Origin of the sequence: Citrifermentans bemidjiense Bem, from assembly GCF_000020725.1 — a bacterium.
Lineage (GTDB): Bacteria > Desulfobacterota > Desulfuromonadia > Geobacterales > Geobacteraceae > Geomonas > Geomonas bemidjiensis.
Genome location: NC_011146.1, coordinates 2,966,304 through 2,987,766 on the forward strand (window position 1 = coordinate 2,966,304; position 21,463 = coordinate 2,987,766).

Annotated in this window: 21 protein-coding genes; 3 read left to right on the forward strand and 18 right to left on the reverse strand. The window is 59.3% G+C overall.

Going from position 1 to position 21,463, the window contains the following annotated elements:
- The first annotated feature begins 21 nt into the window (after nucleotides 1–21).
- Genes GBEM_RS12765 through GBEM_RS12775 form a run of 3 tightly spaced genes read left to right on the forward strand, consistent with a single transcriptional unit; the run spans nucleotide 22 to nucleotide 5,589 of the window.
- Nucleotides 22–3,624 (forward strand): eCIS core domain-containing protein, encoded by a 3,603-nt coding sequence (locus GBEM_RS12765; RefSeq protein ID WP_012530986.1) that lies wholly within the window; start codon nucleotides 22–24, stop codon nucleotides 3,622–3,624.
- Nucleotides 3,621–4,250 (forward strand): hypothetical protein, encoded by a 630-nt coding sequence (locus GBEM_RS12770; protein WP_012530987.1) that lies wholly within the window; start codon nucleotides 3,621–3,623, stop codon nucleotides 4,248–4,250. The genes GBEM_RS12765 and GBEM_RS12770 overlap by 4 nt, the downstream gene beginning before the upstream one ends.
- Nucleotides 4,237–5,589: an ATP-binding protein gene (locus tag GBEM_RS12775; protein WP_012530988.1), complete on the forward strand. Its 1,353-nt coding sequence runs from the start codon at nucleotides 4,237–4,239 to the stop codon at nucleotides 5,587–5,589. The genes GBEM_RS12770 and GBEM_RS12775 overlap by 14 nt, the downstream gene beginning before the upstream one ends.
- Before the next feature lie 18 nt (nucleotides 5,590–5,607).
- On the opposite strand, the gene GBEM_RS12780 is transcribed toward GBEM_RS12775, so the two are convergent.
- The 18 genes from GBEM_RS12780 to GBEM_RS12865 all read right to left on the reverse strand — a co-directional run bounded on the left by GBEM_RS12780 (nucleotide 5,608) and on the right by GBEM_RS12865 (nucleotide 21,462).
- Nucleotides 5,608–6,114, reverse strand: coding sequence for a hypothetical protein (locus GBEM_RS12780; RefSeq protein ID WP_012530989.1), 507 nt, complete (start codon nucleotides 6,112–6,114; stop codon nucleotides 5,608–5,610).
- A gap of 39 nt (nucleotides 6,115–6,153) precedes the next feature.
- Nucleotides 6,154–6,912 carry an undecaprenyl-diphosphate phosphatase gene (locus tag GBEM_RS12785; RefSeq protein WP_012530990.1) on the reverse strand — a complete coding sequence of 253 codons (759 nt, stop codon included), beginning with the start codon at nucleotides 6,910–6,912 and terminating at the stop codon, nucleotides 6,154–6,156.
- A gap of 138 nt (nucleotides 6,913–7,050) precedes the next feature.
- On the reverse strand, nucleotides 7,051–7,461 hold the full coding sequence (locus GBEM_RS12790) for a hemerythrin domain-containing protein (RefSeq protein ID WP_012530991.1): 411 nt from the start codon (nucleotides 7,459–7,461) through the stop codon (nucleotides 7,051–7,053).
- Between the two features lie 194 nt (nucleotides 7,462–7,655).
- Nucleotides 7,656–8,480, reverse strand: coding sequence for a glycosyltransferase (locus GBEM_RS20430; protein WP_012530992.1), 825 nt, complete (start codon nucleotides 8,478–8,480; stop codon nucleotides 7,656–7,658).
- Nucleotides 8,477–9,211, reverse strand: coding sequence for an FkbM family methyltransferase (locus tag GBEM_RS12800; protein ID WP_012530993.1), 735 nt, complete (start codon nucleotides 9,209–9,211; stop codon nucleotides 8,477–8,479). Before GBEM_RS12800 ends, GBEM_RS20430 begins: the two co-directional genes overlap by 4 nt.
- A gap of 2 nt (nucleotides 9,212–9,213) precedes the next feature.
- Nucleotides 9,214–10,470 carry a glycosyltransferase family 4 protein gene (locus tag GBEM_RS12805; protein ID WP_012530994.1) on the reverse strand — a complete coding sequence of 419 codons (1,257 nt, stop codon included), beginning with the start codon at nucleotides 10,468–10,470 and terminating at the stop codon, nucleotides 9,214–9,216.
- Entirely contained in the window at nucleotides 10,467–11,312 is an 846-nt protein-coding gene (locus GBEM_RS12810) for a class I SAM-dependent methyltransferase (protein ID WP_012530995.1), read from the reverse strand. Before GBEM_RS12810 ends, GBEM_RS12805 begins: the two co-directional genes overlap by 4 nt.
- On the reverse strand, nucleotides 11,309–12,208 hold the full coding sequence (locus tag GBEM_RS12815) for a glycosyltransferase family protein (RefSeq protein WP_012530996.1): 900 nt from the start codon (nucleotides 12,206–12,208) through the stop codon (nucleotides 11,309–11,311). Before GBEM_RS12815 ends, GBEM_RS12810 begins: the two co-directional genes overlap by 4 nt.
- Before the next feature lie 4 nt (nucleotides 12,209–12,212).
- Nucleotides 12,213–13,457, reverse strand: coding sequence for a glycosyltransferase family protein (locus tag GBEM_RS12820; protein WP_012530997.1), 1,245 nt, complete (start codon nucleotides 13,455–13,457; stop codon nucleotides 12,213–12,215).
- Nucleotides 13,458–13,461: 4 nt separating this feature from the next.
- Complete coding sequence (locus GBEM_RS12825; RefSeq protein ID WP_012530998.1) at nucleotides 13,462–14,235, reverse strand: class I SAM-dependent DNA methyltransferase; 774 nt, start codon at nucleotides 14,233–14,235, stop codon at nucleotides 13,462–13,464.
- Nucleotides 14,232–15,350 carry a DegT/DnrJ/EryC1/StrS family aminotransferase gene (locus tag GBEM_RS12830; RefSeq protein ID WP_012530999.1) on the reverse strand — a complete coding sequence of 373 codons (1,119 nt, stop codon included), beginning with the start codon at nucleotides 15,348–15,350 and terminating at the stop codon, nucleotides 14,232–14,234. The genes GBEM_RS12825 and GBEM_RS12830 overlap by 4 nt, the downstream gene beginning before the upstream one ends.
- On the reverse strand, nucleotides 15,343–15,783 hold the full coding sequence (locus GBEM_RS12835) for a cupin domain-containing protein (RefSeq protein ID WP_012531000.1): 441 nt from the start codon (nucleotides 15,781–15,783) through the stop codon (nucleotides 15,343–15,345). The genes GBEM_RS12830 and GBEM_RS12835 overlap by 8 nt, the downstream gene beginning before the upstream one ends.
- On the reverse strand, nucleotides 15,780–16,646 hold the full coding sequence (locus GBEM_RS12840) for a hypothetical protein (protein ID WP_012531001.1): 867 nt from the start codon (nucleotides 16,644–16,646) through the stop codon (nucleotides 15,780–15,782). The genes GBEM_RS12835 and GBEM_RS12840 overlap by 4 nt, the downstream gene beginning before the upstream one ends.
- A 14-nt stretch (nucleotides 16,647–16,660) precedes the next feature.
- Nucleotides 16,661–17,677 (reverse strand): glycosyltransferase, encoded by a 1,017-nt coding sequence (locus GBEM_RS12845; protein ID WP_012531002.1) that lies wholly within the window; start codon nucleotides 17,675–17,677, stop codon nucleotides 16,661–16,663.
- A complete protein-coding gene (locus tag GBEM_RS12850) occupies nucleotides 17,678–18,529 on the reverse strand; it encodes a glycosyltransferase family 2 protein (protein ID WP_012531003.1) in 852 nt (283 codons plus the stop codon).
- Entirely contained in the window at nucleotides 18,526–19,755 is a 1,230-nt protein-coding gene (locus tag GBEM_RS20435; RefSeq protein WP_012531004.1) for a glycosyltransferase, read from the reverse strand. Before GBEM_RS20435 ends, GBEM_RS12850 begins: the two co-directional genes overlap by 4 nt.
- On the reverse strand, nucleotides 19,752–20,372 hold the full coding sequence (locus GBEM_RS12860; RefSeq protein WP_012531005.1) for a NeuD/PglB/VioB family sugar acetyltransferase: 621 nt from the start codon (nucleotides 20,370–20,372) through the stop codon (nucleotides 19,752–19,754). The genes GBEM_RS20435 and GBEM_RS12860 overlap by 4 nt, the downstream gene beginning before the upstream one ends.
- Nucleotides 20,365–21,462, reverse strand: coding sequence for a DegT/DnrJ/EryC1/StrS family aminotransferase (locus GBEM_RS12865; RefSeq protein WP_012531006.1), 1,098 nt, complete (start codon nucleotides 21,460–21,462; stop codon nucleotides 20,365–20,367). The genes GBEM_RS12860 and GBEM_RS12865 overlap by 8 nt, the downstream gene beginning before the upstream one ends.
- Nucleotide 21,463: the final 1 nt, after the last annotated feature.

The window sequence follows — 21,463 nt, forward strand, 5'->3', positions numbered from 1 at the left end:
AACGGGAAAAAGGACTTTCGGATGAAATCTTCTGCCGAAAAATCTTCCACAACCGCATCGAGGGCGCCGGCACAGTTGTCGAGGCAGCCCTTTTTCACGCCTGCCATCCAGAGGCAGATGACGGCGAGCCGCCCCGGCGACAAGCTGGAACAGGAAGCGGACCAGATGGCGGACCGGGTGCTAAGGATGCCCTCTCCCGCGCCGGCCGAGAAGGAGGAGGTGCGCCGTCAGTCTGACGACCGCCTGCAAAGGGCGCCGCTTCCGGAAGGGAGCGTAAGCAGGCAGCCTGAAGAGCGGCTCCAGAAAAAGGACGAGGAAAGGCTGCAGAAGCGGGAAGAGAAGCTACAAAAGGCGGCGACACCGGAAGAGACCAGCAAGGCTGACGACAAGCTCCTGAAGGCCACGGGACCGGGAGCGGAGGAGAAACTCCAGCGCGCCGACAGCGGCGGCGCCCCCGCGGCCGATGCGGGGACCCAAGCCGCGGTGAGAAGCGCCGGCGGCGGTGAAGCGATGCCGAGCGATATGCGCAGTTTCATGGAGCCACGCTTTGGCGCCGACTTCGGCGGCGTCCGCCTGCATCGGGACGAGGAAGCGGCGCGCCTGGGAGACAGCCTGCAGGCCCGCGCCTTCACCTATCAGAACCACGTCTTCTTCTCCCGCGACCAGTATCAGCCCGGCACCTCTGAGGGAAGAAGGCTCCTCGCCCACGAACTTGGCCACACGGTGCAACAGGACCAGGGCCTACTGCGGCAGGGGAACCCACGCAAGCCTGAGGACGAGAAGCCGGCGACGCTCCAGCGCGCCACCGCCCCTGCCGTCACACCGCCGGCGAAGGAAGTTGTCACCAGTTCGGAGGTGGTCGATCTCTCTACCGACACCTTCGCACCCTCGGAAAAAGTGAAGGCCGAGATCGAGGCACAGAAATACAAAGGGCTGGAAGTCCGCGTCATAGTTAAGGGATTGACCTCCGAGGGACGGGTCAAGGTCAGGGTGGACCGTAAGAAGAACTTCGACTCCCTGGACAAGGGAACCATGCCCCTCTTGAACCCTTGGGCTGAAGCCATCGGCGGCCTGAACATAAACTTCGCCATAAGCAACAGCAAGGTAACCGGCGGCTACGCCTCGTTGAAGCCTAAAGGGGGAAACAGCAACGACTGGCTGCAGGCGCTGCAGAAGAATGCGGCGCTCCTCGGCGGGCTGGGGCTGAAGGTGGAAAACCTCCCCAAACCGGTGAACAAGTTCGAAGCGGGAAAGCTGAGCCTGGGGGTCACCGATTTGAAGGTGGAGGTCGGCGGCTATCTCGACGCTCACTTCAACATCAGCGTTGAAAATATGGAGAAGCCGAAGATCGAGGCGAGCGCCGACATCAACCTCAAAGGAATCGTCAAGGGGCAGCTGAAGCTGGACAACACCAAGGGGGCGCTGGCGGGCGAGATCATGCTGGGGATCGACTACAAATCCTTCAGCGGCTCAGCGCTCATCGTCTACAAAGCGGACGGAACGGTCGACGTCGCAGGCAAGGGTGGATACAACTCCGACAAGCTTTCGGGGCAGGTCTCCTTCGTCTCGACCGACATGGAGAGCGCCAACAAGTACGCCAAAGACGCCATCGCCGCGGCAGGGGGCAAGGAGAACATACAAACCGCTGGGCCGCCCCCTCCGGTTCCCGCACCCAAGCCCGGCAAGAAGCAGCGGGCGTTAGCCGCCAACGGACAACTCGCCTTTAACCTGACGCAGTGGTTCGCCGGAACCGTTTTCGTGGTCGTGGACGGGCGCGGGCTTCTCACCGTCGTCAGCAAGATCACCCCTCCCGGCGAGATCAAGCTCTTCCCGGAGAAGAACTTCGACCGGGAGATCGTCAAGTTCGAGGCTAAGGCTTATTACGGGATACCGGTGGTCGGGGACCTGAACCTCTTCGCCAACATCAGCCTCATCGCTTTGGCGCGCCTGGGTCCGGCGAAGATCTACAACATCGAGATACTGGGGACCTACTCCACCGACCCGGAGGTCCAGAAGATGATCCAGATCTCCGGTTCCATCAACATCTCGGCCTACGGCGGGCTGCGGTTACGCGCCGAAGGGGGCGCCGGGGTGGAGATCGCCTCGCACGACCTCAAGTTCGGCATCGGCCTGCAGGCGGACATAGGGGTGATGGCCTACGCCGACGCCCGCCCCACCGTCGGCTATCGCGATCCGGGCGTCTTCTACATCAGCGGCACGCTGGACATCGCTGCCCAGCCGATCTTCGGGCTGGGAGGGGACTTCTTCATCGCGCTGGAGACACCATGGTGGTCGCCTCTCTCCGACCATCGGTGGACCTGGCCCCTCTTCACCAAGGAATGGCCGCTGGGGGACCCCATCGGGATCAGCGCCCTGGTCAAGGAATACGAGTTCGGGTCCGGCAAGGTGCCGGAGATCGAGCTGAAAAAGCCGGAGTTCGACCCATCCAAGTTCATGACCAACATGGTGGACGACAAGCTCCCGGACAAGAAGGGGGGCAAGGATGCAGGAGCGGGCACCTTCAAGGATGACGGCACAGTGCCGAAGCCGGAGGTCCCGCCCAAGAAGCCCCCCCCGAAGAAGGTTCAGAAGCCTGGCAAGAAGGGAGCGCCTCCCACTGCCGGCAAGTCCGCGAAGCCCGACCCCAAGGCGCCGAAGGAGCTGGAGACCGGAAAGATCTTCCAGGCGGCCGCGAAGCCGCTCACAGCACTCAAGACCAAAGGCCCCTTCACGCGGGCGATGCTCAACAAGGAGCTGGGCGCCATTAAGGCAAGCGTCAAGGGAGTCGACTTCGAGGTTCAGGCGAAGGGAGAGAATTGGCTGGTAACGCCCAAGGCCGGCGGGAAGAAGGCAAAGGGGATAGAGCTCAAGGGGAAGGATCTGGACAAAGCCGGTCCACTCGACGGCAAGAAGGACGAGCGGACGCAAGAGCAGATGAGAAGCGACGAGGAAGCTGCAATAAAGGAGGCGACCCCGCTTCTCGACGACGAGGAGAAGGAGAAGGCCGACATTGAGAAGGCGCTCCCCGCGATAAAGGCGAAGTACAGGTTGACCGCGCTGGTCCTGATCGAGGTGTCCGTCGACGAGGACGAGGTGGAGGACGCCATCAGGGCCACCATAAATCCCGTCGTGACCGGGCCGAAGAAGAGGCGGCTGAGAAAGCACAAGTCACAGTACGTCACGCGCAAAGGCGGCAAGTACATCCTCAAGCCCGGCTTCGACACAAAAGATGTAATCAGGGACAAGTTCTACGCCAAGGCGTTCCGGGATGCGGTCTACACCTGGCGCGACGGCCAAGTGACAGGACCGCTCAGGCATCCGACCGACCCGAACCTCTACAAGTGGGTGCCGCCCAGCGGACACAGAACCACCAAACAGTGGTGGGACAAGACGCTCAAATACAAGGAAAGCCCGACCATAGACCACAAAGGCCAGGCGGTGGTCGATCACTGGAACGAAAAAGGAAGGAAGACGGACCACGAGGAACGCCTCAATTATTTCAACGACATTCCCGATCTGGAGGTCGTCCCCTACAGCGAAAACAGCTCGATGGGGACTCAGCTCGCCGCCAGCTACTCGAAAAGAGTCACCATAAAATTTCGTGGACCAGGAGACCCGTCATGAGCATGCTGTACCTCTGGCATCCCGCAGTCAGCACATCAGCAACCGAACTGGATCTGATACTTACCCGAGGCGACTCAGACCAGGTGGACGGCGGATCGGAAAGGTTCGTCGAGGCCGTCCTCAAAGCAGTGGGAATCAAACAACCGGCCGAGAAGTGGTCGATCAAACCGAACCGCTGCAACTTTTACGGCGAGTACTGGCGTGAGGGAGGGTGGCGCTCGCAGTGGGACTTCGCCTGGCGCATGGAGGCGCACTTCAAGAAACCGGTCGAGGTGAAACCACTGCCCACGGGGTACCAGGGGCTGATGGAGATCGACGACTACTCGCCGCTGGCGGAAAGCTACAAGTACGAGCCTTACGCCTGCCTGGCGATCGCCGCCTTCAACTCGCAGGAAAAGGCCCGCGCAGCTGCGGAGAAACTCGCAGGGGACAAGGAGATAGAGGCGGCAAGACACGCGGCCGCCGCTCCCGAGCCGCAGATCAAGGTGCTGCAGGTGGCGCCTAAAGAGTTCCATCTGCGCGCCGCCATCGGCTCCGGGGACGAGCCCTTTTTCACCGGAGGCTACCCGGCGCTGGTGCTATCCATGATGGAGGCGGCGGGCGGGGCTACCCATGCGGAAGGTTGACTACCAACCCCATCTCTCCCCGGACGCGGCCAACCTGCAGCTGGCCCTGGATTGGCTCGCCCACCTGGTTAGCGGCTACCTGGGGGTGCGCTTCGGCAAAGCCGACGCCTTCCAGGCGCGCCCCCTGGAGTTATGCAGCGAGGACTCTCCGCTGGAGCTGTTCATCAAGAGCCAGAATCCGACCCTGGAGGAGTTCGCGCTGGTGATGATGGCGCTGGCTCCCCATCTGCAACCCGGCTTCTTCAACAGGATTGTAAGCGAGGTGCTTCCCGAGGGGGGGGATATCCCCGAACTGGGAGGGGTGCGGCTTGCCGAGAACAGGGCAATTCTCCCCACCGGTGAGACCGCCCAGTTCGTTCTGGCGGGGCATAGCCTCGGGAGGTCCATCGAGGTGCAGCGCCTTTTGAGCGCGGAGCACTGGCTGGCGAAGAAGCGGATCCTGTGGCTTGAGCCGGTGCGGCCGGGGGAGCCGATGATGAGCGGTCGGCTCTGCCTCGACCCGGAGCTGGTGGAGTGGGTGACGCTGGGGACCGTGGGGCGGCCTCGCTTCAGCATGGAGTTCCCGGCGGAGGCGATAGAGACGGAGATGGTGTGGGAGGACCTGGTGCTGCATCCCAACACCTTGCGCCAGATCCACGAGATAGAGAACTGGATCAAGCACAACGAGACGCTGCTCAACGAATGGGGGATGAAAAGGAAGCTTAAGCAGGGTTACCGCGCCCTTTTTCACGGCCCATCGGGGACGGGGAAGACGCTGACCGCAACACTCTTGGGCAAATACACCGGCCGCGACGTGTACCGGATCGACCTGTCGCGGGTGGTGTCGAAATACATCGGCGAGACGGAGAAGAACCTCTCCGCGCTATTCGACAAGGCGGAGTACAAGGAGTGGATACTCTTCTTCGACGAGGCGGACGCCCTGTTCGGCAAGAGGACCGATGTCCGCGACTCCCATGACCGGTACGCGAACCAGGAGGTCTCCTACCTTTTGCAGCGGCTAGAGGGGTACCACGGGCTGGTGATCCTGGCGACCAACAAGCGCAGCAACCTGGACGAAGCCTTTGTGCGCCGTTTCCAGAGCATCATCCAGTTCCCCATGCCGCGCGCGGAGGAGCGCTGCCGGATCTGGCGCCAGGCGTTCCCGCAGCAGATCGAGATAAGCGAGGATATCGATTGGAAAGAGATAGCCGCGCGCTACGAGTTGCCCGGTGCGGGGATCATGAACGTCATGCACCACTGCGCCCTGGAGGTTCTGGCCGACCAGTCCCGCCGCCTGGACCTGACGCGCCTGGAGGCGGCGATAATGCGGGAGTACATCAAGGAAGGGAAAGTAGTCTAGGTTTCAACTGCGGCGGGGTCAGATTTTCCTGCTGTCGTAGGCCCAATGCAGCAGGGCCTGGCGCTGTTTCCGGCGGCAGGTCAGCACCCCCTCCGGGCAGTTATGCCTGATCTGCGCTATGTGCCGCACCATCGCCTTCCACCTTTTGATCTGCCGCTTGTCGTCGGGGCATCTCCTCCCCATGTAGTACCTGCAGTACCACTGGAACCATCCCCTCGGATCGTCGCTGTAGATCCACCCCTTCTCACGCCAGTAGGAAAGCGGCTTCGAGGCGTTGACGCCGAAGAAGTTGTACTCAGGCACGTGCCGCTCGTGGCAGAGCCTCGCGTTGGCGAACCACTCCTTGGGGAACTCGCCGGTGCAGTCGGTCATATACTTCCCGCCGAAGATCCCCATCTCCAGCATCTCTTGCGGGGTCAGCTCCGGCTTGAATTCCGGGTCGAAATTCTCCCCCATGGGCTCGGTCTGGTAGTAGACGTAGTTCTTCTGCATCAGGTCGTTCACGCAGACGCGGGTGTTCTTCATGCAGCGACTCCTTATGGTGATGGGCGCCCTTAAAGTCGGCTAGGTAAGGAACACCAGGAAGACGATGCCGACGGCGATGCGGTAGATGCCGAAGGGGATGAAGGTGTGGCTGGTGATGATCTTCAAGAGCGCCTTGATCCCGATGACGGCGAAGACGAACGAGGTGACGAAACCGACCGCGATGTTCTGCCAGTCCCCCATATGGAAGACAGCGTAGTTCTTGTAGATGTCGTAGCAGGTGGCGGCGAGCATGGTGGGGAGCGCGAGCAGGAAGGAGAACTCCGCCGCGTCCTTGCGGTTCATCCCTATGACAAGGCCGCCCATGATGGTGGCGCCGGAGCGCGAGACCCCGGGAACCATGGAAAGGCTCTGAATGAGGCCGATGGTGAAGGCCTGCCGATAGCTCATGTGGTCGAGGCTGGCGGTGGAGGCGGGACGGTTTTTCATCCAGAGTTCGATGAGGATGAAGGCGATTCCCCCGGCGATAAGCGTGTAGCTCACCAGCGAGGGTTGGAAGAACGACTTGACCACCTTGTAGAGCAGGTAACCGAGGATCCCGGTAGGAAGGAAGGCGAAGCAGACCTTCTTGAGTAGCTCGGGGCGGGAGAGAAGCTGTTTGCGGTAGATCTGCACCACGGCCAGCATCGCCCCCAGTTGGATGGTGACTTCGAAAACCTTGTGCGCCTCGGATTGCTGCAGCTTCATCAGCGCCGAGGCGAGGATCAGGTGCCCGGTGGAGGAAATAGGGAGGAACTCGCTCAGTCCCTCCACGATGCCAAGAATTATCGCCTCAAACATGCCCACTGCTGCTCCCCTCCCCTACCTATGCGTCGCTTAGAATCAGGCGCATAAAATAACCCATACGGCGAGGCATGTAAAGCGTAGGCGCAAGGGACTTAAAATCCCTCGTCCGTCGTAGCGAGGCGAGACCCGGAGCTAGAGCGGATGCAACTTCGCGTAGGCCGGGTAAAGCGTGCTCTCCTCGCTGCGCAGCCTTCTGGAGAGGATGGAATACAACCTCCCGAACGCCTTGGCGAACTCGATGTCGATGGGGGAGTCCGCCGGCGAGTACTTGTCGAAAAAGGCGACGGCATCGGCGGTGATCTCGTGCATGTCCTTGGCGTAAAAATCGACCGACCGCTTCAGCGCTGCGTCATTGACCGCAGACTTGTCCAGGACCGGGTAGAGTTGAATGTCTTCTTTCTTCAGGTGGGCGAGGAGTTTTCCTTTCGCCGCGATCAGGATCTTGTGGGCCTCCTGGTTGGTGATCTTACTGTCCCTCACCTTTGCCAGCATCGCATCGATTTCGACATGGTCCCTTTTCAACTCGTCTATCAATCTCGCCATCTGCCACCTCTCCTTGGAGCTTTCGTTCGACGCGTGCACGCAGCGCTTGCCGCGTTTTCATGCGTTGTTTTCGATGATTGGACTATAGACGCAGCCCGGGCTTAAGGACTTGATGCAGGTCAAGTAAACGGTGTCAGCGGTGAGCTTTGATGTGTGGTGGGGTAAACCTTGGATAAGAAGGGAAGTGCTGTTGGTCAAACCCATTCCTGCAGTTCGTGGTCGTATCTGAACAAACCGTCTTTGTTCAGGAACTTCTTGAGCTCCACCGGCGCGTACCACATCACCCTGTCGAAAGCAGCCAGCATTTTCTGCAAAAGATTGGGCTTGCCAGCAACAATGGCGGCCATCTCCGACAGATAGGCCTCACGGTTTTCAGAGAGTTGCCCCCGCTCGATTCTGAACCCACCGAGATGCGCTTCGACGATCTTCAGCTCGTATTTTTTTGCGAACTGGAACCACAGGTAGTAATCCCCTGCATACCTGAAGGAGGCAAGCCGGTCATAGTCGAGGAGTTCGTTTAGTGAGGAGGACCAGAAGGTCGATTCCTGCTGAACGAAGATAAGGGTGGTTCCGTAGAGACCAGACGCGAAGAAACTGCGACGGTAACGATAGGGAAGCTTCACGTTGAGAAAGTAGGATTTCTCGTTGTAGTGCACGTTGTAACCGGTAAGCCACTGGACCTCTTTGCGCTGAAACAAATCCAAAACGACGTCGAAGGCGCATCTGTTATAAAAGTCCCCCGCGTTGAGATAGGCCACGATGTCGCCGGTTGCCACTTTGAGACCTTTAGCAAGCGCGTCGTACATCCCGCTATCCGCACCGCTCACTATTTTCACAGCGTCGTTGCGATAAGATTCGACGATTGCAAGGGTCCGGTCGGTGGATCCTCCGTCGCAGATGATGTACTCCAGTTCGGCCCGGCCGGAATGAACAGCGTACTGCCCGAGGACAGATTCAACGGTCTCGGCTATCCGGCGCTCCGCGTTCAGGCACGGTGTTATGATGGATATTTTTTTCACAGGGAATCCCCTGGCGGAAGGTAGCTGTTGGAAGAAAACACGGGATCGCTGGAGCGAGCGAAAACGAGGTCCATCTGCCAGAAGGCCTGGTCGCCGGGGCGGTGCATCGGCCGCACCAAATCGACACAGGAAAAACCGGCCTCCTCCATGTAAGCGCACATCTCGTGGAACTTCAGGCTGTCATGGGTGAGTCGGAAATTGTACGTTTCAATGATCACCAAGGAGGCCGATGCCAACGCCTGCTTAGCCCCCTGGAGAATAGGGAGTTCGAATCCGTGGGTATCGAGTTTCAGCAGAAAAGGAGCTGCCAGGTTGCGCAGCAATACCTGATCGTCGATGGTCACCATAGGCACCGAGATGCAGTGCGTCCCGACCTCGGTTTCCGAGGCGAGCCCGCCGAAGAGATCCTCTGCATCAAAATAGCAGGTCCCGGCACGGCTACCCGCAGCGGCGATGACAAAGTCGACTCGTGGCACCCTCTTCTTCACCGTTTCCAGCGCGGCGCGGTGAGCCTCCTGGGCTTCGATCAAGAAGCAGAAGGCCTGCGGGAAGAACTTTCTGGCCTCCAGCGACCAGCGCCCGTCCGAAGCCCCGACGTCTATGATGGTCTCCACCCGCACGCCTCTCCCCCTGCAGCGCTTTAGAGCGGCGCTGAGCGAAAGGTCGTCCCGGGTGACGCCGACAGCCGACGCTATCCTTCCCAAAAGAGCTGTAACGAATTTGGCGGCCATGATCACTCCAAAGGCTGGCGGCGACGAGAGACCTCGTCGTAGAGCCGGGCATGACGGCCGGCGACCAGTGATGACTCGAATTGTCTCTCCGCTTTCTCTCTGGACAGGCACGACATTTCGTTGCGCAGAAGGTCATCCTTGAGAACCCGGGCGACAGCATCGGAAAAGTCTACCGGCTCAAGAGCTGCGGCCAGAAAACCGTTCCCGCCATGCTCGATGAGATCGGGCATGCCTCCTACAGCAAAGGCGACGCAGGGAAGGCCGCAGGCGATGGCTTCGAGAACCATGTTGGAGAGGTTCTCCTCCCTGGAGGGGGCCACGAAAAGATCGGCTGCCCCGTAAGCCAACGAAAGGGTTATCTCATCATGCAGCATGCCGAGGTAGTGGACAGGAAGCCCGAAATCCGGAACGACAGACGGCCGTGACGCACCCATGATAACCAGCTCGGCATCAGGCGAACTCTGTTTAAGCCGGCAAAGCGCAGTCTGGAGCAGATCGAACCCTTTGCGCCGGTCACTGCTGCCGTCCATCGCCCCGGTCAAGATGATCTTTTTCCCCTTGGGAAGGGAAAGTATGTCGCGGCAAAACCCCTTGTCGCGCGATCTGAAACGGGTCAGGTCGACGCCGTTCGGGATCACCTCAATGTCTTTGTTCTTGAACAGGAGGCTTTTCTTCGCGCACTCCCCGAGCCAGCGGCTGGGAGCTACAACAGTCATCTGGATGGCGTCCCAACACCTCACCTTGCGACTGAAGTTCCACCTGGAAAGGTCGTGAGGCCCGGATGAGGAGAGGAGCGGACAGCAGCCGCAGCCGACGAGGTACCGGTCACAGCCATCCGAATAGTGGCACCCGCCCGTAAAAGGCCACATGTCGTGCAAGGTCCAGACGATTGGGGCATCTATGGCGGCAAGCGTCTCGATGCGCAGGAATCCGTAAGAGACCCAATGCAGATGCACGACGTCGGGGTTCAGTGCCGTCACTCGCGCCGTCAGCGCATCGGGCCAAACGGCGGAGGAGAACAAGGATTTCCGGCGTCCCGGGTAGAGGCAAAGGGGGACCGCGTCGAAATTGGCCCTGATCCTGGAAAGGAGGTAGTCGCTCTTGGTCTGGGGCCCGATCACCGCGAAATCGTCGGTTTTCTTCTCCTGTACCAGCATGCGGCTGTCCACGCCGGCTTGCCTTAACCCCTCGTGCAGCCGATAGGCGGCCCGGGCGGCTCCGCCGAAGATGTCGAAGGTACTGATGAGAAGTGGGTTCACGGCTTGCCCCCTTCCATTACCAGGGAATCGGGCTTGCGGACGACACCATCTACCACGTCCAGTCCGTACCGTGCAAAACCGGGAATGCGGCTCTCGAAAGCCGTCGTCACGCTGGGGTCCATAAAGCCGGCGTCAGTCATGAGGCGTTCCAGCGAAAACCGGTCGTACATCCACTGGTGAATCTCGCCTGAAGCCCGGAACAGCCCAGCTTCAAAGGCGCTCCTGCCTTGAGAGCCGGCAATCAGGAAAACTCCCCATGCGGCCAGCAACGTCCTGACCTTCCAGAGCCAGCGGCGCAAAGCGGCCTTCGGATCCGCGGTGAGCCTGCCGGGGGGGATCTCTTCCCAATAGGCAGCAGCTTCGCCACCCATTCTCTGCGCCACGAAGGCGGAATGCCTGGTCCCGGGTCTGCGGAGGAACTCCTCCATGCGCCCGCCGCTGTCGACCCGGACGCACTGATCGTACAACTCCAGCATCATCCAGTCGTAATCGTCTGCCGCATCTGGCGTCTGCCCGAGTTTTTCCAGATACAGCCTTGCTATCTGCTCCAGATCCGGCACCAATATCCGGAGGGTTCCGCCAGGTTTCAGGACACGGTGGCACTCGCGCATAAAGGGGAGCGCCTTCTCCGGCAGCAGGTGCTCCAGCAGGTGGGAGTGGTAGACCACGTCGAAGCTCTCGTCGGGGAAAGGAAGCCCCTGGGTAACGTCCCGGCACTCGACCGACCGGCTTCCCCGCAAGTCCAGGTTGGTCCAGTCAGGATGCGATGTGTCGCCGCAACCCACGTTCAGCATCATGAGAGGTTCCCTGCCGGCGGTCCGTATGTCGGGAGTAAGCGTCATAGTGAGAATCTCGTGGTTAATTTGCGCAGTAGGTAACGGAACAGCCCAGGGTTCAGCTCCCTGAAAAACTTTTCCATTGCGGCGGCAACCGTGGCATCCGCGGCAAGCGGTACGTCCCCTATCAGGACCGCCGTATCCGAGAGGGTGACGTCAAAGTGGGAGGCGCCTTGGCAATTCACCCCGCTTCCGTCATGGCCTATGTTGTTGACCAGGGATCTGCCGGGAAAAAGCATGAGCCTGCCCGCGAGAAAGAGCGAGGCGTGCCACCGCACAGCCCACGAGTCAACCTTGCCGCGGCACTGGTCCTCAAGCATCCGGGTGTAGGGATAGGCGCCCCGCATGTCGAACTCGTGGCTAAGGCCCCTCTTGCCGATTTCCGATAGGAGCTTTTCCCCCGAGGGCTCGAAGAGCTGCCAGCCCCTGCGCCAGGTACCCCACCCCCAGCAGGCCGTGTAGTTCAAGAGAAAGGTTTCGGCGGTTTTTATGCCCAGAGGAAAGGAGTATCCGCTTACCGACGCCACCCTCTCCTCGTCCCGGTAGCGGCGCAATGCGTCACGCATGAACTTCAGAAAATAGGGAGAGGTGACCAGATCGTCTTCCAGCACGATTATGGAATCGTACTCATCGAGGACCAAGCAGATCCCCCTTGTCAGGGAGGCGGCAAGACCTGCGTTCGCCTCGCTCTCGATCACCTCTACCGATGAAAATCCGTCGACGCCCTTAAGATAGGCTCGAACCTCGTTGACGGCGTCGAGATCGCGCTCGCTTTTGGGACCGTCGCAAAAGACGTAGAGGGGACTCTTGTCCGCACCATGGTTCTTTTGCAGTGCCTCGACGGTGCGCCTGGTGTGGGTCAGGCGGTTATACGCGAACAGAGCTATCGGCGGAGCGTCCATGGTTTCACCTTCTGACTGCGTCTGTTCCGTCATGGCTCTGACTGTCATCGAACGGCACGTTGGCGTCCGCCCCCGTGGTTGTTTCACGCGACAGATAGGCATAGACGCTGCGCAGGTTATTCTCGCAGCGATAGAACCTCTCGAAGGCGGACAAGGCGTTCTCGCGGTAACCTTCGTAATCCGCCTCAATCCTCTCTACTGCCGCCGGCAGCTCGGACATGTCCCGGATCAACTCCCCACAGCGGTAATGTTCCATCAGCAGTTCGTAGCTCTCGTTCGCGTAGGCTATAACAGGCACGCCGGATTGCAGGTACAGCGCCATCTTTTCGGAGGAAAAAGCGGTGAGCCTGTCGTTCACCACGTTGTTCCGATAGAAGGAAAGCCCTATGTGGGCGGAAGCGATCAAGGCAGGAACCTCGCTATCATCCACGAAACCGCAGGAAAAAATCACCCTCTCGTTGCGCCGCTCTTCGCTAGTGATGTCCTGGGCCACCGGACCGTGCAGCACCACCTCGAAACTGCTGTCGATACCACAGGCATGCCGGATCACTTCGTCGATGCCTCTGTTACGGCTCACGCTGCCGAAATACAGGATGATCTTCCTGGCCGGATCGAGGGAAAGACGGTCATGCAAAAAGCGGCTCCCCTCCCTGAACGCAGGCCCCGACACGGAGACTGGCAGGTATATCACGTCCATGGAAGCGTCGAGGCCGTTGCTCTTCAACAACACCGCTCCCCTTGCGGCATCCTGAACGATGGTTGCCGCGGCTTTAGCATGCCAGAGACGCTCTTCTTCCCTTAGTGCCACGAATTCGCTTTTCCCATCGAAGGCGGGGTGCCCCTCGACGTACAACTCGAGGCTGTAATAGAGCAAGGGAACCTCAAGCACGGCGGATACGCGCCCCGCCCAGATCAACCCCTTTTTTTCGACGCCAATAAGGTAGTCATACCCGGCAGCGCCCATGACTTCCAGGGAGCGCCTGACGACGCAATCGCGCACCGGCCCATCCTGTGCGCCGCAGCCGATCATCTTTCGAATCCGGTCCAGAACCTTTTTCACCCTCCCCCTATCGAGGCGGACCACTTTCACCGAGGAGCCGGAAAGAAACCTGGAGAGGTTGACGAACCCTGTGTCGCAATCGTACAGGAACAGATCGACGGCGAAGTCGTGGCCGGCAAGCCCCGAAGCAAGGCTCAGTGTGTGGCTTTGCAGCGGCCATTCGTACTGGAAAATCGCGATTCTCTTCATCCCTTCACGCCACGACCCCGGCGAAAAGCACCGCCCAAGTCCCGCTTCCCGGCTCGTTGCCGGTACCCCACTCCTCGCTCCCCGTCATTTCCATGCCGTGTGCGGCAAATAGCCCTTCGACCTCAGGCATGAACAGATAGCGCATGGTGTGCGTTTCCTTGAGAGTAGATACTCTTCCCGTTGCCTTTTCCGTTATCAGCACCTGGTAATTGACGTCCACGGTATTGGCGTTGTAGTGCACTTCAGGCTCTGCGATGCGGACAACCTCGATGACGTCATCCTCGAGCCGTTTCACCCGGACCACCGGAGGGTCAGAGAGCACAGCGGGGCCGTACCAGCAGTCGAAGAGGAATAGTCCCCCCGGAGCGACATGCGCCTTCGCAGTGGCAAAGGCTTTGTGCAGGTCGTCATTGGTGGACTGGTAGCTCATGACGTGAAAAAGCGAGATAACGACGTCAAAGGTTTCGCCCAGTCGCACCGTGCGAACATCTCCCTGAAGAAAACGGAGCGCGGCCGGCGCGGGACCAGGATGCATGTCCGTAAGACGCTTGGCTGCCACTGCCAGCATTTCCTCAGAGAGGTCAAGCCCGGTGACCTGGTACCCGAGCTTCATCAGTTCGAAGTCGTGTCTGCCGGTGCCGCATCCAAGGTTGAGGATCCTCTTGGCGCCCGGGGAGTGCTTGCGGATCAGCTCATCGATATAACGCGCCTCGCCGGCGTAATCCTTATCCTTGTAAAGGAGGTCGTAATAGTGGGAGTAAGCACCGAAGCAGTTCATCCGAGCACCTCTTTTACTCCCTTTGCCACCTTTTCGATATCAGGTTCAGTCAAAGCCATGCCGCTTGGGAGATAGAACCCGCGGCGAGCCAGGCGTTCCGCGACGGGGTAGCGCTCGGCAGGGAACAAGCCGAGTTTCTCGAACACGGGCTGCTGGTGCATAGGCCAGAAGAAAGGGCGGGTGCCGATGCCAAGGGCTGCAAGCCGCTTCATCGCCTCTTCCGCATCAAACGGCACCGAGTCTTCCAGCACCACCCCGTACACCCAGTATATGTTTTCGGCGTAGCCGGTCCGGGGAAGGGGGGTCTGGATTCCCGCTGTTTCTCCGAGGAGCTCCGTGTAGCGCCTCCCCATGGCCCGCTTGCGGGCGACGAACCAGTCAAGCCTTTCAAGCTGCGCGAGCCCCAGTGCCGCCTGCAGGTTGGTCATGCGGTAGTTCCAGCCGAGTTCCTCGTGCACGAAACGCTTATGCGCCTGGAAGCAGAGGTTGCGCAACCCCCTGCAGCGCTCGGCTAGATCCGGGTCGTCGCAGACGACCATGCCCCCTTCACCGGTCGTAATGTGCTTGTTGGGATAAAAGCTGAAGGTGCTGATGTCGCCGAATGAGCCACAAGACCTGCCACGGCAGGCCTGGCCGTGCATCTGTGCCGCGTCCTCGATTATCCTTAGATCATGTTTTCGGGCCAACTCCAGGATCGGGTCGACATCGACAGGGAGGCCGTAGAGGTGCACCACCATGATGGCCTTGGTACGCTCGGTGATCCTGGCGGCGACCTGCTCCGCCGACATGTTCCAGGTGACCGGGTCCGCATCAACCAATACGGGCGTGGCGCCGGCCCGCACCACCGAGGCGGCGCAGGAGATGATGGTAAAGGCCGGAAGGATAACCTCGTCCCCGGGCCCAAGCCGCAGGGCGTGGACTGCAATGTCGAGCGCGCCCGAACCGTTGGCGACGGCTACGCCTTGCTGCCGCCCTACCCTCCCGGCGAACCGCTCCTCGAACTGACGTACGAAGGGCCCTTCGGAGGAGATCCAGCCGGTATCGATGCACTCCTGAAGGTACTTCTTTTCGTTGCCGTCCAGCAGGGGCTCATTGACAGGTATGAAGTCACTCAATGGGTTTCACCACGGCATCTGCTGCGGTTATGCCAGAAAAGCGGGTCTTGTCGGCCTCGCCGGCGTAAGGTCCCTGCTTCACCTCGACCATCTCGATCTCCTCCAGGGCCTCGAAGCCGTGTCCGCCGGAAGCAAGGAGAATGACGTCTCCGGCCTCCAGTATCCTGCTTTCCAAATAGCTCCTGTCCTCGTCGTAAAAGTCGACGCGCAGACGCCCCCGCTTGAGAAACAGGACTTCCTGGGTGTAAAAAACCTCGCGCAGGACAGGGTTGTGCACGTGGGGCAGGATGATCGCCCCGGCGGGATGCTTCATGTAGGCTAACTGCTGAGAGAACGCGTCGGGCGTGAAGAAGTGGACTCCCGGTTTAGCGAACGAGTTCGTGATGATTATGGCCAATAGAGTGCCGGCGTGGTTCACCTGCTCAAATATCACACTACCTCCCAAGGTAACTCAAGGAGCTCCGCTCTCTTGGCATCACGTGCCGCCAGCACCTTCGGATGCGTCAGGCATGATTCCACCGAAACCTCTGGTAGGAGGGAGCCTGCCAGGTCATTGCGCACAAAGAAGGCGTTGAATCCGTATCTGTTGCACCCCACCAGGCGGTATCCTTTACGGCGCGCCAGCTTGACAAAGGCAGCCAGACTCGCCCCGAAATAATCAGGATGAACTGAGAACCTGTCGAAGTCCGGGCGGTACGGCACTGTCACAGCCTCGTCGTGATAAAAGAGATCCTGGTACTCGACCATTACCACACGCGGCGATACTGCATCAAGGCTTTCCCAAAGCCAGTAGTCGACGCCGTCCACATCAAGTGATAAGAGATCGATCTCGCCGAAGAACCCCTCCCCAGTTATCAGCTGATTGATGTTTTCCGCAGTGACCCAGGCCTGCCGGATGCGCGGGGGGGCTAGCCTTGTGTCCGGATGACGCTGGTAAAAGATCCCCGATTCCGCTACCTGCTTGGCATTCCCCTCGATGAGCAAGGCATGGCAGCCCCAGTTGGTTATGAGATTGGTGGTGTTACCGCCTACCGGCGCCCCAGCGGCTATGTCCAGCACCACCCTGTTGGTGAAGCCGATCAGGGCAAAAAGATAGAGGAGCAGGCCGTCCTCGTCGGTTTGCGAATAGACCCTGAACCCGGTATCCCTGAAGCAAGGAAGCGCGCAACCGCGGGACACTATCTCCTGGTACTGGAAAAAGAGGTTACGCTGGACCGGCTGACTGTTCTGTCGCGATTCAAATGGCAGCGAGGCGTCTACCGCCTTTCCCAATTTCCTCAGCACGAAATCTTTCATGACATCTCCGTAGATCACAACTTTGTTACCGCGTCCTTGAAGTCGTTCGTGTCACTGTTCAGCCAGTCGTCGACCTCGACGATTCTACGGAAGTCGTCATCAAAGTACAATTTTTTATCGTAGACGTTGCGGTTGTGGAGATAGGCGATGCGCGCCGGCAGGAAGTGCCATGATTCCAGGCCGAGCAGGATCTTCGCCATGGTGACGGCAACCAGTTTCACGGCGCCCACCGTGGAGCGCTTGAACATCTCCGGGATAATCCGCCCTCTCAGCCGGTGGCTGCGGTACGCCGTGTAGGAATCGCAGAACCCCTGGTTGCCGATCCTCTTGAGTAGGTACTTTGCCGTCATCCTCTGTGGTGGGATAAGGTGGCGAATCACGGAGCGGCCGGTATAGGCGAACTGGTACCCCAGGGCTTTCACCTTAAGATTCAGTCCGGTCTCGCCATCGCCGATCCAGGTGCCGGCCGTATTCTCGGGGTTGAAACCTCCGGCGGCAAAAAATGCCTCTCGGCGAATGCCCTGATGACAACTGTAGACCATGTCGTTGCGGGAAACGATGAGTTCCTCTGCCTTGTTCCGGGCAGTGAGGCTCAGGTACCCGTTCCACAGGTGACGCTTGACCCAGGCGGGCGGCTCAGCCTGGAACTCGGGAAGTATCAGCCCCGTGGCACAGCCGACTTCCGGGAAAAGCTCGAACACCCGGACCAGTTCGGATAGAAGCATCGGGTCAGCCACCATGTCGTCGTCGGTGAAATAAAGGATGGAGCCCTTCGCCTTTTTCGCCGCGCTGTTGCGGGCATAATGGACGCCCTGGCGCGGCTCGAAATGGTAGGAGACGTACACGGACCGGTCGCAGAGATAGGAAGCCGCCACCTCACGCGTTTGGTCCGTGGAGTTGTTGTCCGCGACGATGATCTCGAAGAGATCCTTGGGGTAGTCCTGTGCAAGGAAGCTGTCCAACGTGAGCGGGAGCAGTTGCGACCGGTTGTAGGTCGGGATGATGATCGATATGAAGGGAAGATGCTCCATCTAAAGCTTATCCTCGGCGGCGAAAGGGCGTCGAATCAGGCGCACGGCCCTGATCCACGCCTCGATGGCCAGCAGGTAGACACGGTAATAAAGGGGTTGCTGTTGCCGGTAGCGCAGGGTCATCTGTTTCACTCTCGTCCCGTTGCCACCGGACTTATCGTCCTCATAGGTCTTGGTCCCTTCCAGATACCTGTAATTTCCCCAGGTCTCGTCCAGGTAGGTGACCTTTGCCTTCTGCACGGCCTGGAAGATGAACTGCAGGTCCATGCCGAAATGCTCGCCAGTGTCGTACATCCCGATCCGCTGGTGCAACGACTTGTGGTAGAAATAGGCGGACGGGTTCATCGGGAAGGCCTCCAGGAACCTCCCCAGCAGCAGGTTCTTCAGGCCGATCTGCGCCGGACGGCTCACGAACCAGAGCCTGCCCTCGTTGTCCCAGACGTTGCAGTTGCCCACGAGCAGGCTTGGCGCCGGCAGCCCTTGGAAAATTTCCACGATGCGGCAGAGGATATCGGGCTCGTAGTAATCGTCCGCATTCAGAAAACCAACGATGCTTCCGCGCGCCATGGCGATCGCTTTGTTCATGGCATGCGACTGCCCCTCGTCCTTTTCCGACACCCACCTGATATGTGGATTGACTGCCGCGTACTTGCTGATGATTTCAGCGGTGCTGTCGGTGGAGCCGCCATCGATGATGATGTGCTCGATGCCGGGGCAGTTTTGGCCTATCACGTTCCGTATGCAGAACTCGATATAGTCCGCACCGTTGTAAACAGGCGTGATAATGCTTAAAAAGCAGGACTCCTCAGACGAAGCTTCCTGCCTGTACTGGCGCTCGCCTCCACCGCTCAAGACCCGGCCCTCCGTCTGACAACGGACTGCGCGGCTTCGAGCAGGCAGTTACCCAATCTTTCCAGGTTGGCCTCGCCAATCCGAATCAACTCCTTGCTTTCGGTACGCGGCGGCTCCGCGCTGAGGATCGCCCTCATGTCCCGGGCCAAAGCCTCGCTGTCGCCCGCCGCGAAAAAACGAAGATTGTCGCCCTGCACTTCACGGTTCACCGGTATATCGGAAAGGATCACCGGCACACCAAGACCGACTGCGTCAAAGACCGCACCGCCACCAGGCCCGCCTTCAAAAAGCGTAGGCTGAACGACGGCGACCGACTTCTTCATGATCTCGATCTGATCGCGCTTGGGGATGTGTCCAAGGATATGAACGCGGCTGGTCAGACCATGATCCGTCAAAAACTTCCCTACCTGCTCGATGTACTCAGGCCGGCGGTAGTCCACAACAGTCCCAGTACATACGATGTGGGCATCCACCGACAACAGCGCCTTGAACGCCGTCAGGTGATCCTTGTGCACCCAAAACTGGTTGCTGATCAGGAAGTATCTCTGCGGAAGGGAATATTTGTCTTGTACGTCGAAGGGAAGATCTTCGAACCACTCCGAAACAGGATTGGGAGAAAATGGCAGGTTGTACACCTCGGCAGCTGTATCTGGAAAAAACTTGAGGATGTCTTCTTTTACCGCCTTCGAATTCACAATGACCGCGGCAGCATCTTTGAAAATAGCAGCAAACTCCTGATCCCGTGCAGAGCATTCTGACGGGCTGAAGTTACCAGGAAGATATTTATGCTGGAAGTCGAAAGAATAACCCAGCCACGATACGGGATAACCGACACCAAGCGTTCCGTTTACAGGAAGGACAACGTCGGCCCTTATTTTCCGCAGGCAGCGAAGCAGGCCCTCGGGGGAGTTCTCGTAGTAGCAGATCTCGACCCCTTTGCCTTGCGTCTGCCGGAAGTAATCGAGCATGCTGGCGTGAAAGGCCGGTGAGGGCAGCGCAATTTGCGGACGCTTGTTCTTGGCGGAGACTCTGACGCTTCGTGTCACCAGGCGCAAAACATCCAGCGGCGTTTCGATCTTATTGTCAACAGCCAGCAGCAGGGATATCTTGATGCCGGTTGTTTTCTGCTTGAAAAGCAGTCCGTTGGCGAGGTGGCGTAGAAAGTCCATGCCGCCCCCCCAGTCGAAACTGCGCCCCAAGAGCGCGATGGAAAGCTTGGTTCTCATTTGATCCTTACAGCCGGACAGCCGACATAGACGCCTGGCTCAGTGATATCTCTGACTACCGTGGCGCCTGCGCCGACGACCACGCCGGAACAGATGGAGATGTAGTCCTTGATGGTAGCGCCGACGCCGACAAAGACGAGGTCGCCGATTTTGCATCTGCCGGAGACCGTCGCATTGGGACCTACGTGGCAATAACTACCGATCTGAACCTCATGCTCGACGACCGATGCCGTATTAACAATGGTCCCCTCGCCAATGACAGCCTCGGGGCCTACGTGACAAAAGTGCCCGACAAAGCAGCCGCGTCCGATGCGGGCCTTAAACCCGATATGGGCGTTCACAGAAACAACGGAGACCATGTCCCTGGCGTCAAGCCGCGACATGAGGGCCTTTCTTTTTTCGTTGTCCCCTATGGCAGGGAACCATGGGCCTTGCACATCAGCTAAGTTGGAGGTCATCTCGAACCCGTAGAGGGTCTCGTTTTCCCGGGCGTTTTCGTCGACGAAAACAAGAACGGCGTCAGGGTCTCCGCGCAAAATCACGTCGGTGACGCTTCGGCTATGGCCGCCGCACCCAAGTATGAACAAGTGCCTCTTCTTTGCTGAATGCTCAGCCATTGAGGAATCCGTTGATCTCACCGCAGATGAACTGCACCTGGTCTTTGGAAATCTCCGGCCAACTCGGCAGGCAGACACCGCGCCAACCGATGCGCTCGGAAACCGGGTGTCGCTGGAATTTCTGGGCGTACATCGGCATGGTGTGCAGCGGATAGAAAACGGGACGCGTTTCGATCCCGGCGTTGCCAAGAGCAAGACGCAGCGGCTCCCGCAAGGCCGGATCAAGAACCTGAAGCGAGCACATCCAGTAGGAATGCCGCACGTCCGCGGTTTCTCGGTGCAAGAGGACCGGCGCTCCTTCGAGTTCCTCGGCATACCACCGGGCTACCTCCCTTTTCTTATCCAGCAGTTCGTCAGAGCGCTCCAACTGCGCGAGACCGAGGGCGGCGCAAATGTTTGTCATGCGGTAGTTGTACCCGACTACATCGTGCCAGTATTCCCGGTGTTTTGCCAGCCCCTGCCCCTTGAAATGCACTGCCCGGTCATGGAGGGTCTCGTCATTGGTCACCACCATCCCGCCCTCGCCGGTGGTGATGGTCTTGTTGCCGAAAAAGCTGTAGGTGGAGATATCGCCGAAGCTACCGACGTGCCGCCCCTTGTAACGAGCACCAAAGGCCTCGGCGCAGTCCTCTATCATGAAGAGCCCGCGCCCTTTGGCAATGTCGACCAGTTGGTCCATGTCGCAGGGGTGGCCGTAGAGATGCACCACCATGATGGCGCGCGTACGGGGTGTAATCTTGCGCCTCACGTCATCCGGGTCCATCTGCCAGGTGCTCTCCAGGGCATCGACAAAAACGGGCGTGGCTCCGGTATAGGTGATGGCGTTGACCGAGGAGATGTAGGTCAGAGTGGGGACAATCACCTCGTCCCCCGGACCGATGCCTAGCGCCACCAAGGCGAGGTGCAGCGCCACCGTGCCGTTACAGACCGAAGCGGCGTAGCGCGCGCCGGTGTAATTGGCGAATTTCTCTTCGAATTCTGCGATGAAGCGCCCCTTGGATGAGATCCAGGTGGAATCCAGGCATTCGTTGACGTACTTCTTTTCGTTACCCAGCAGCGACGGTTGGTAAATAGGAATCTGAAAAGTCATG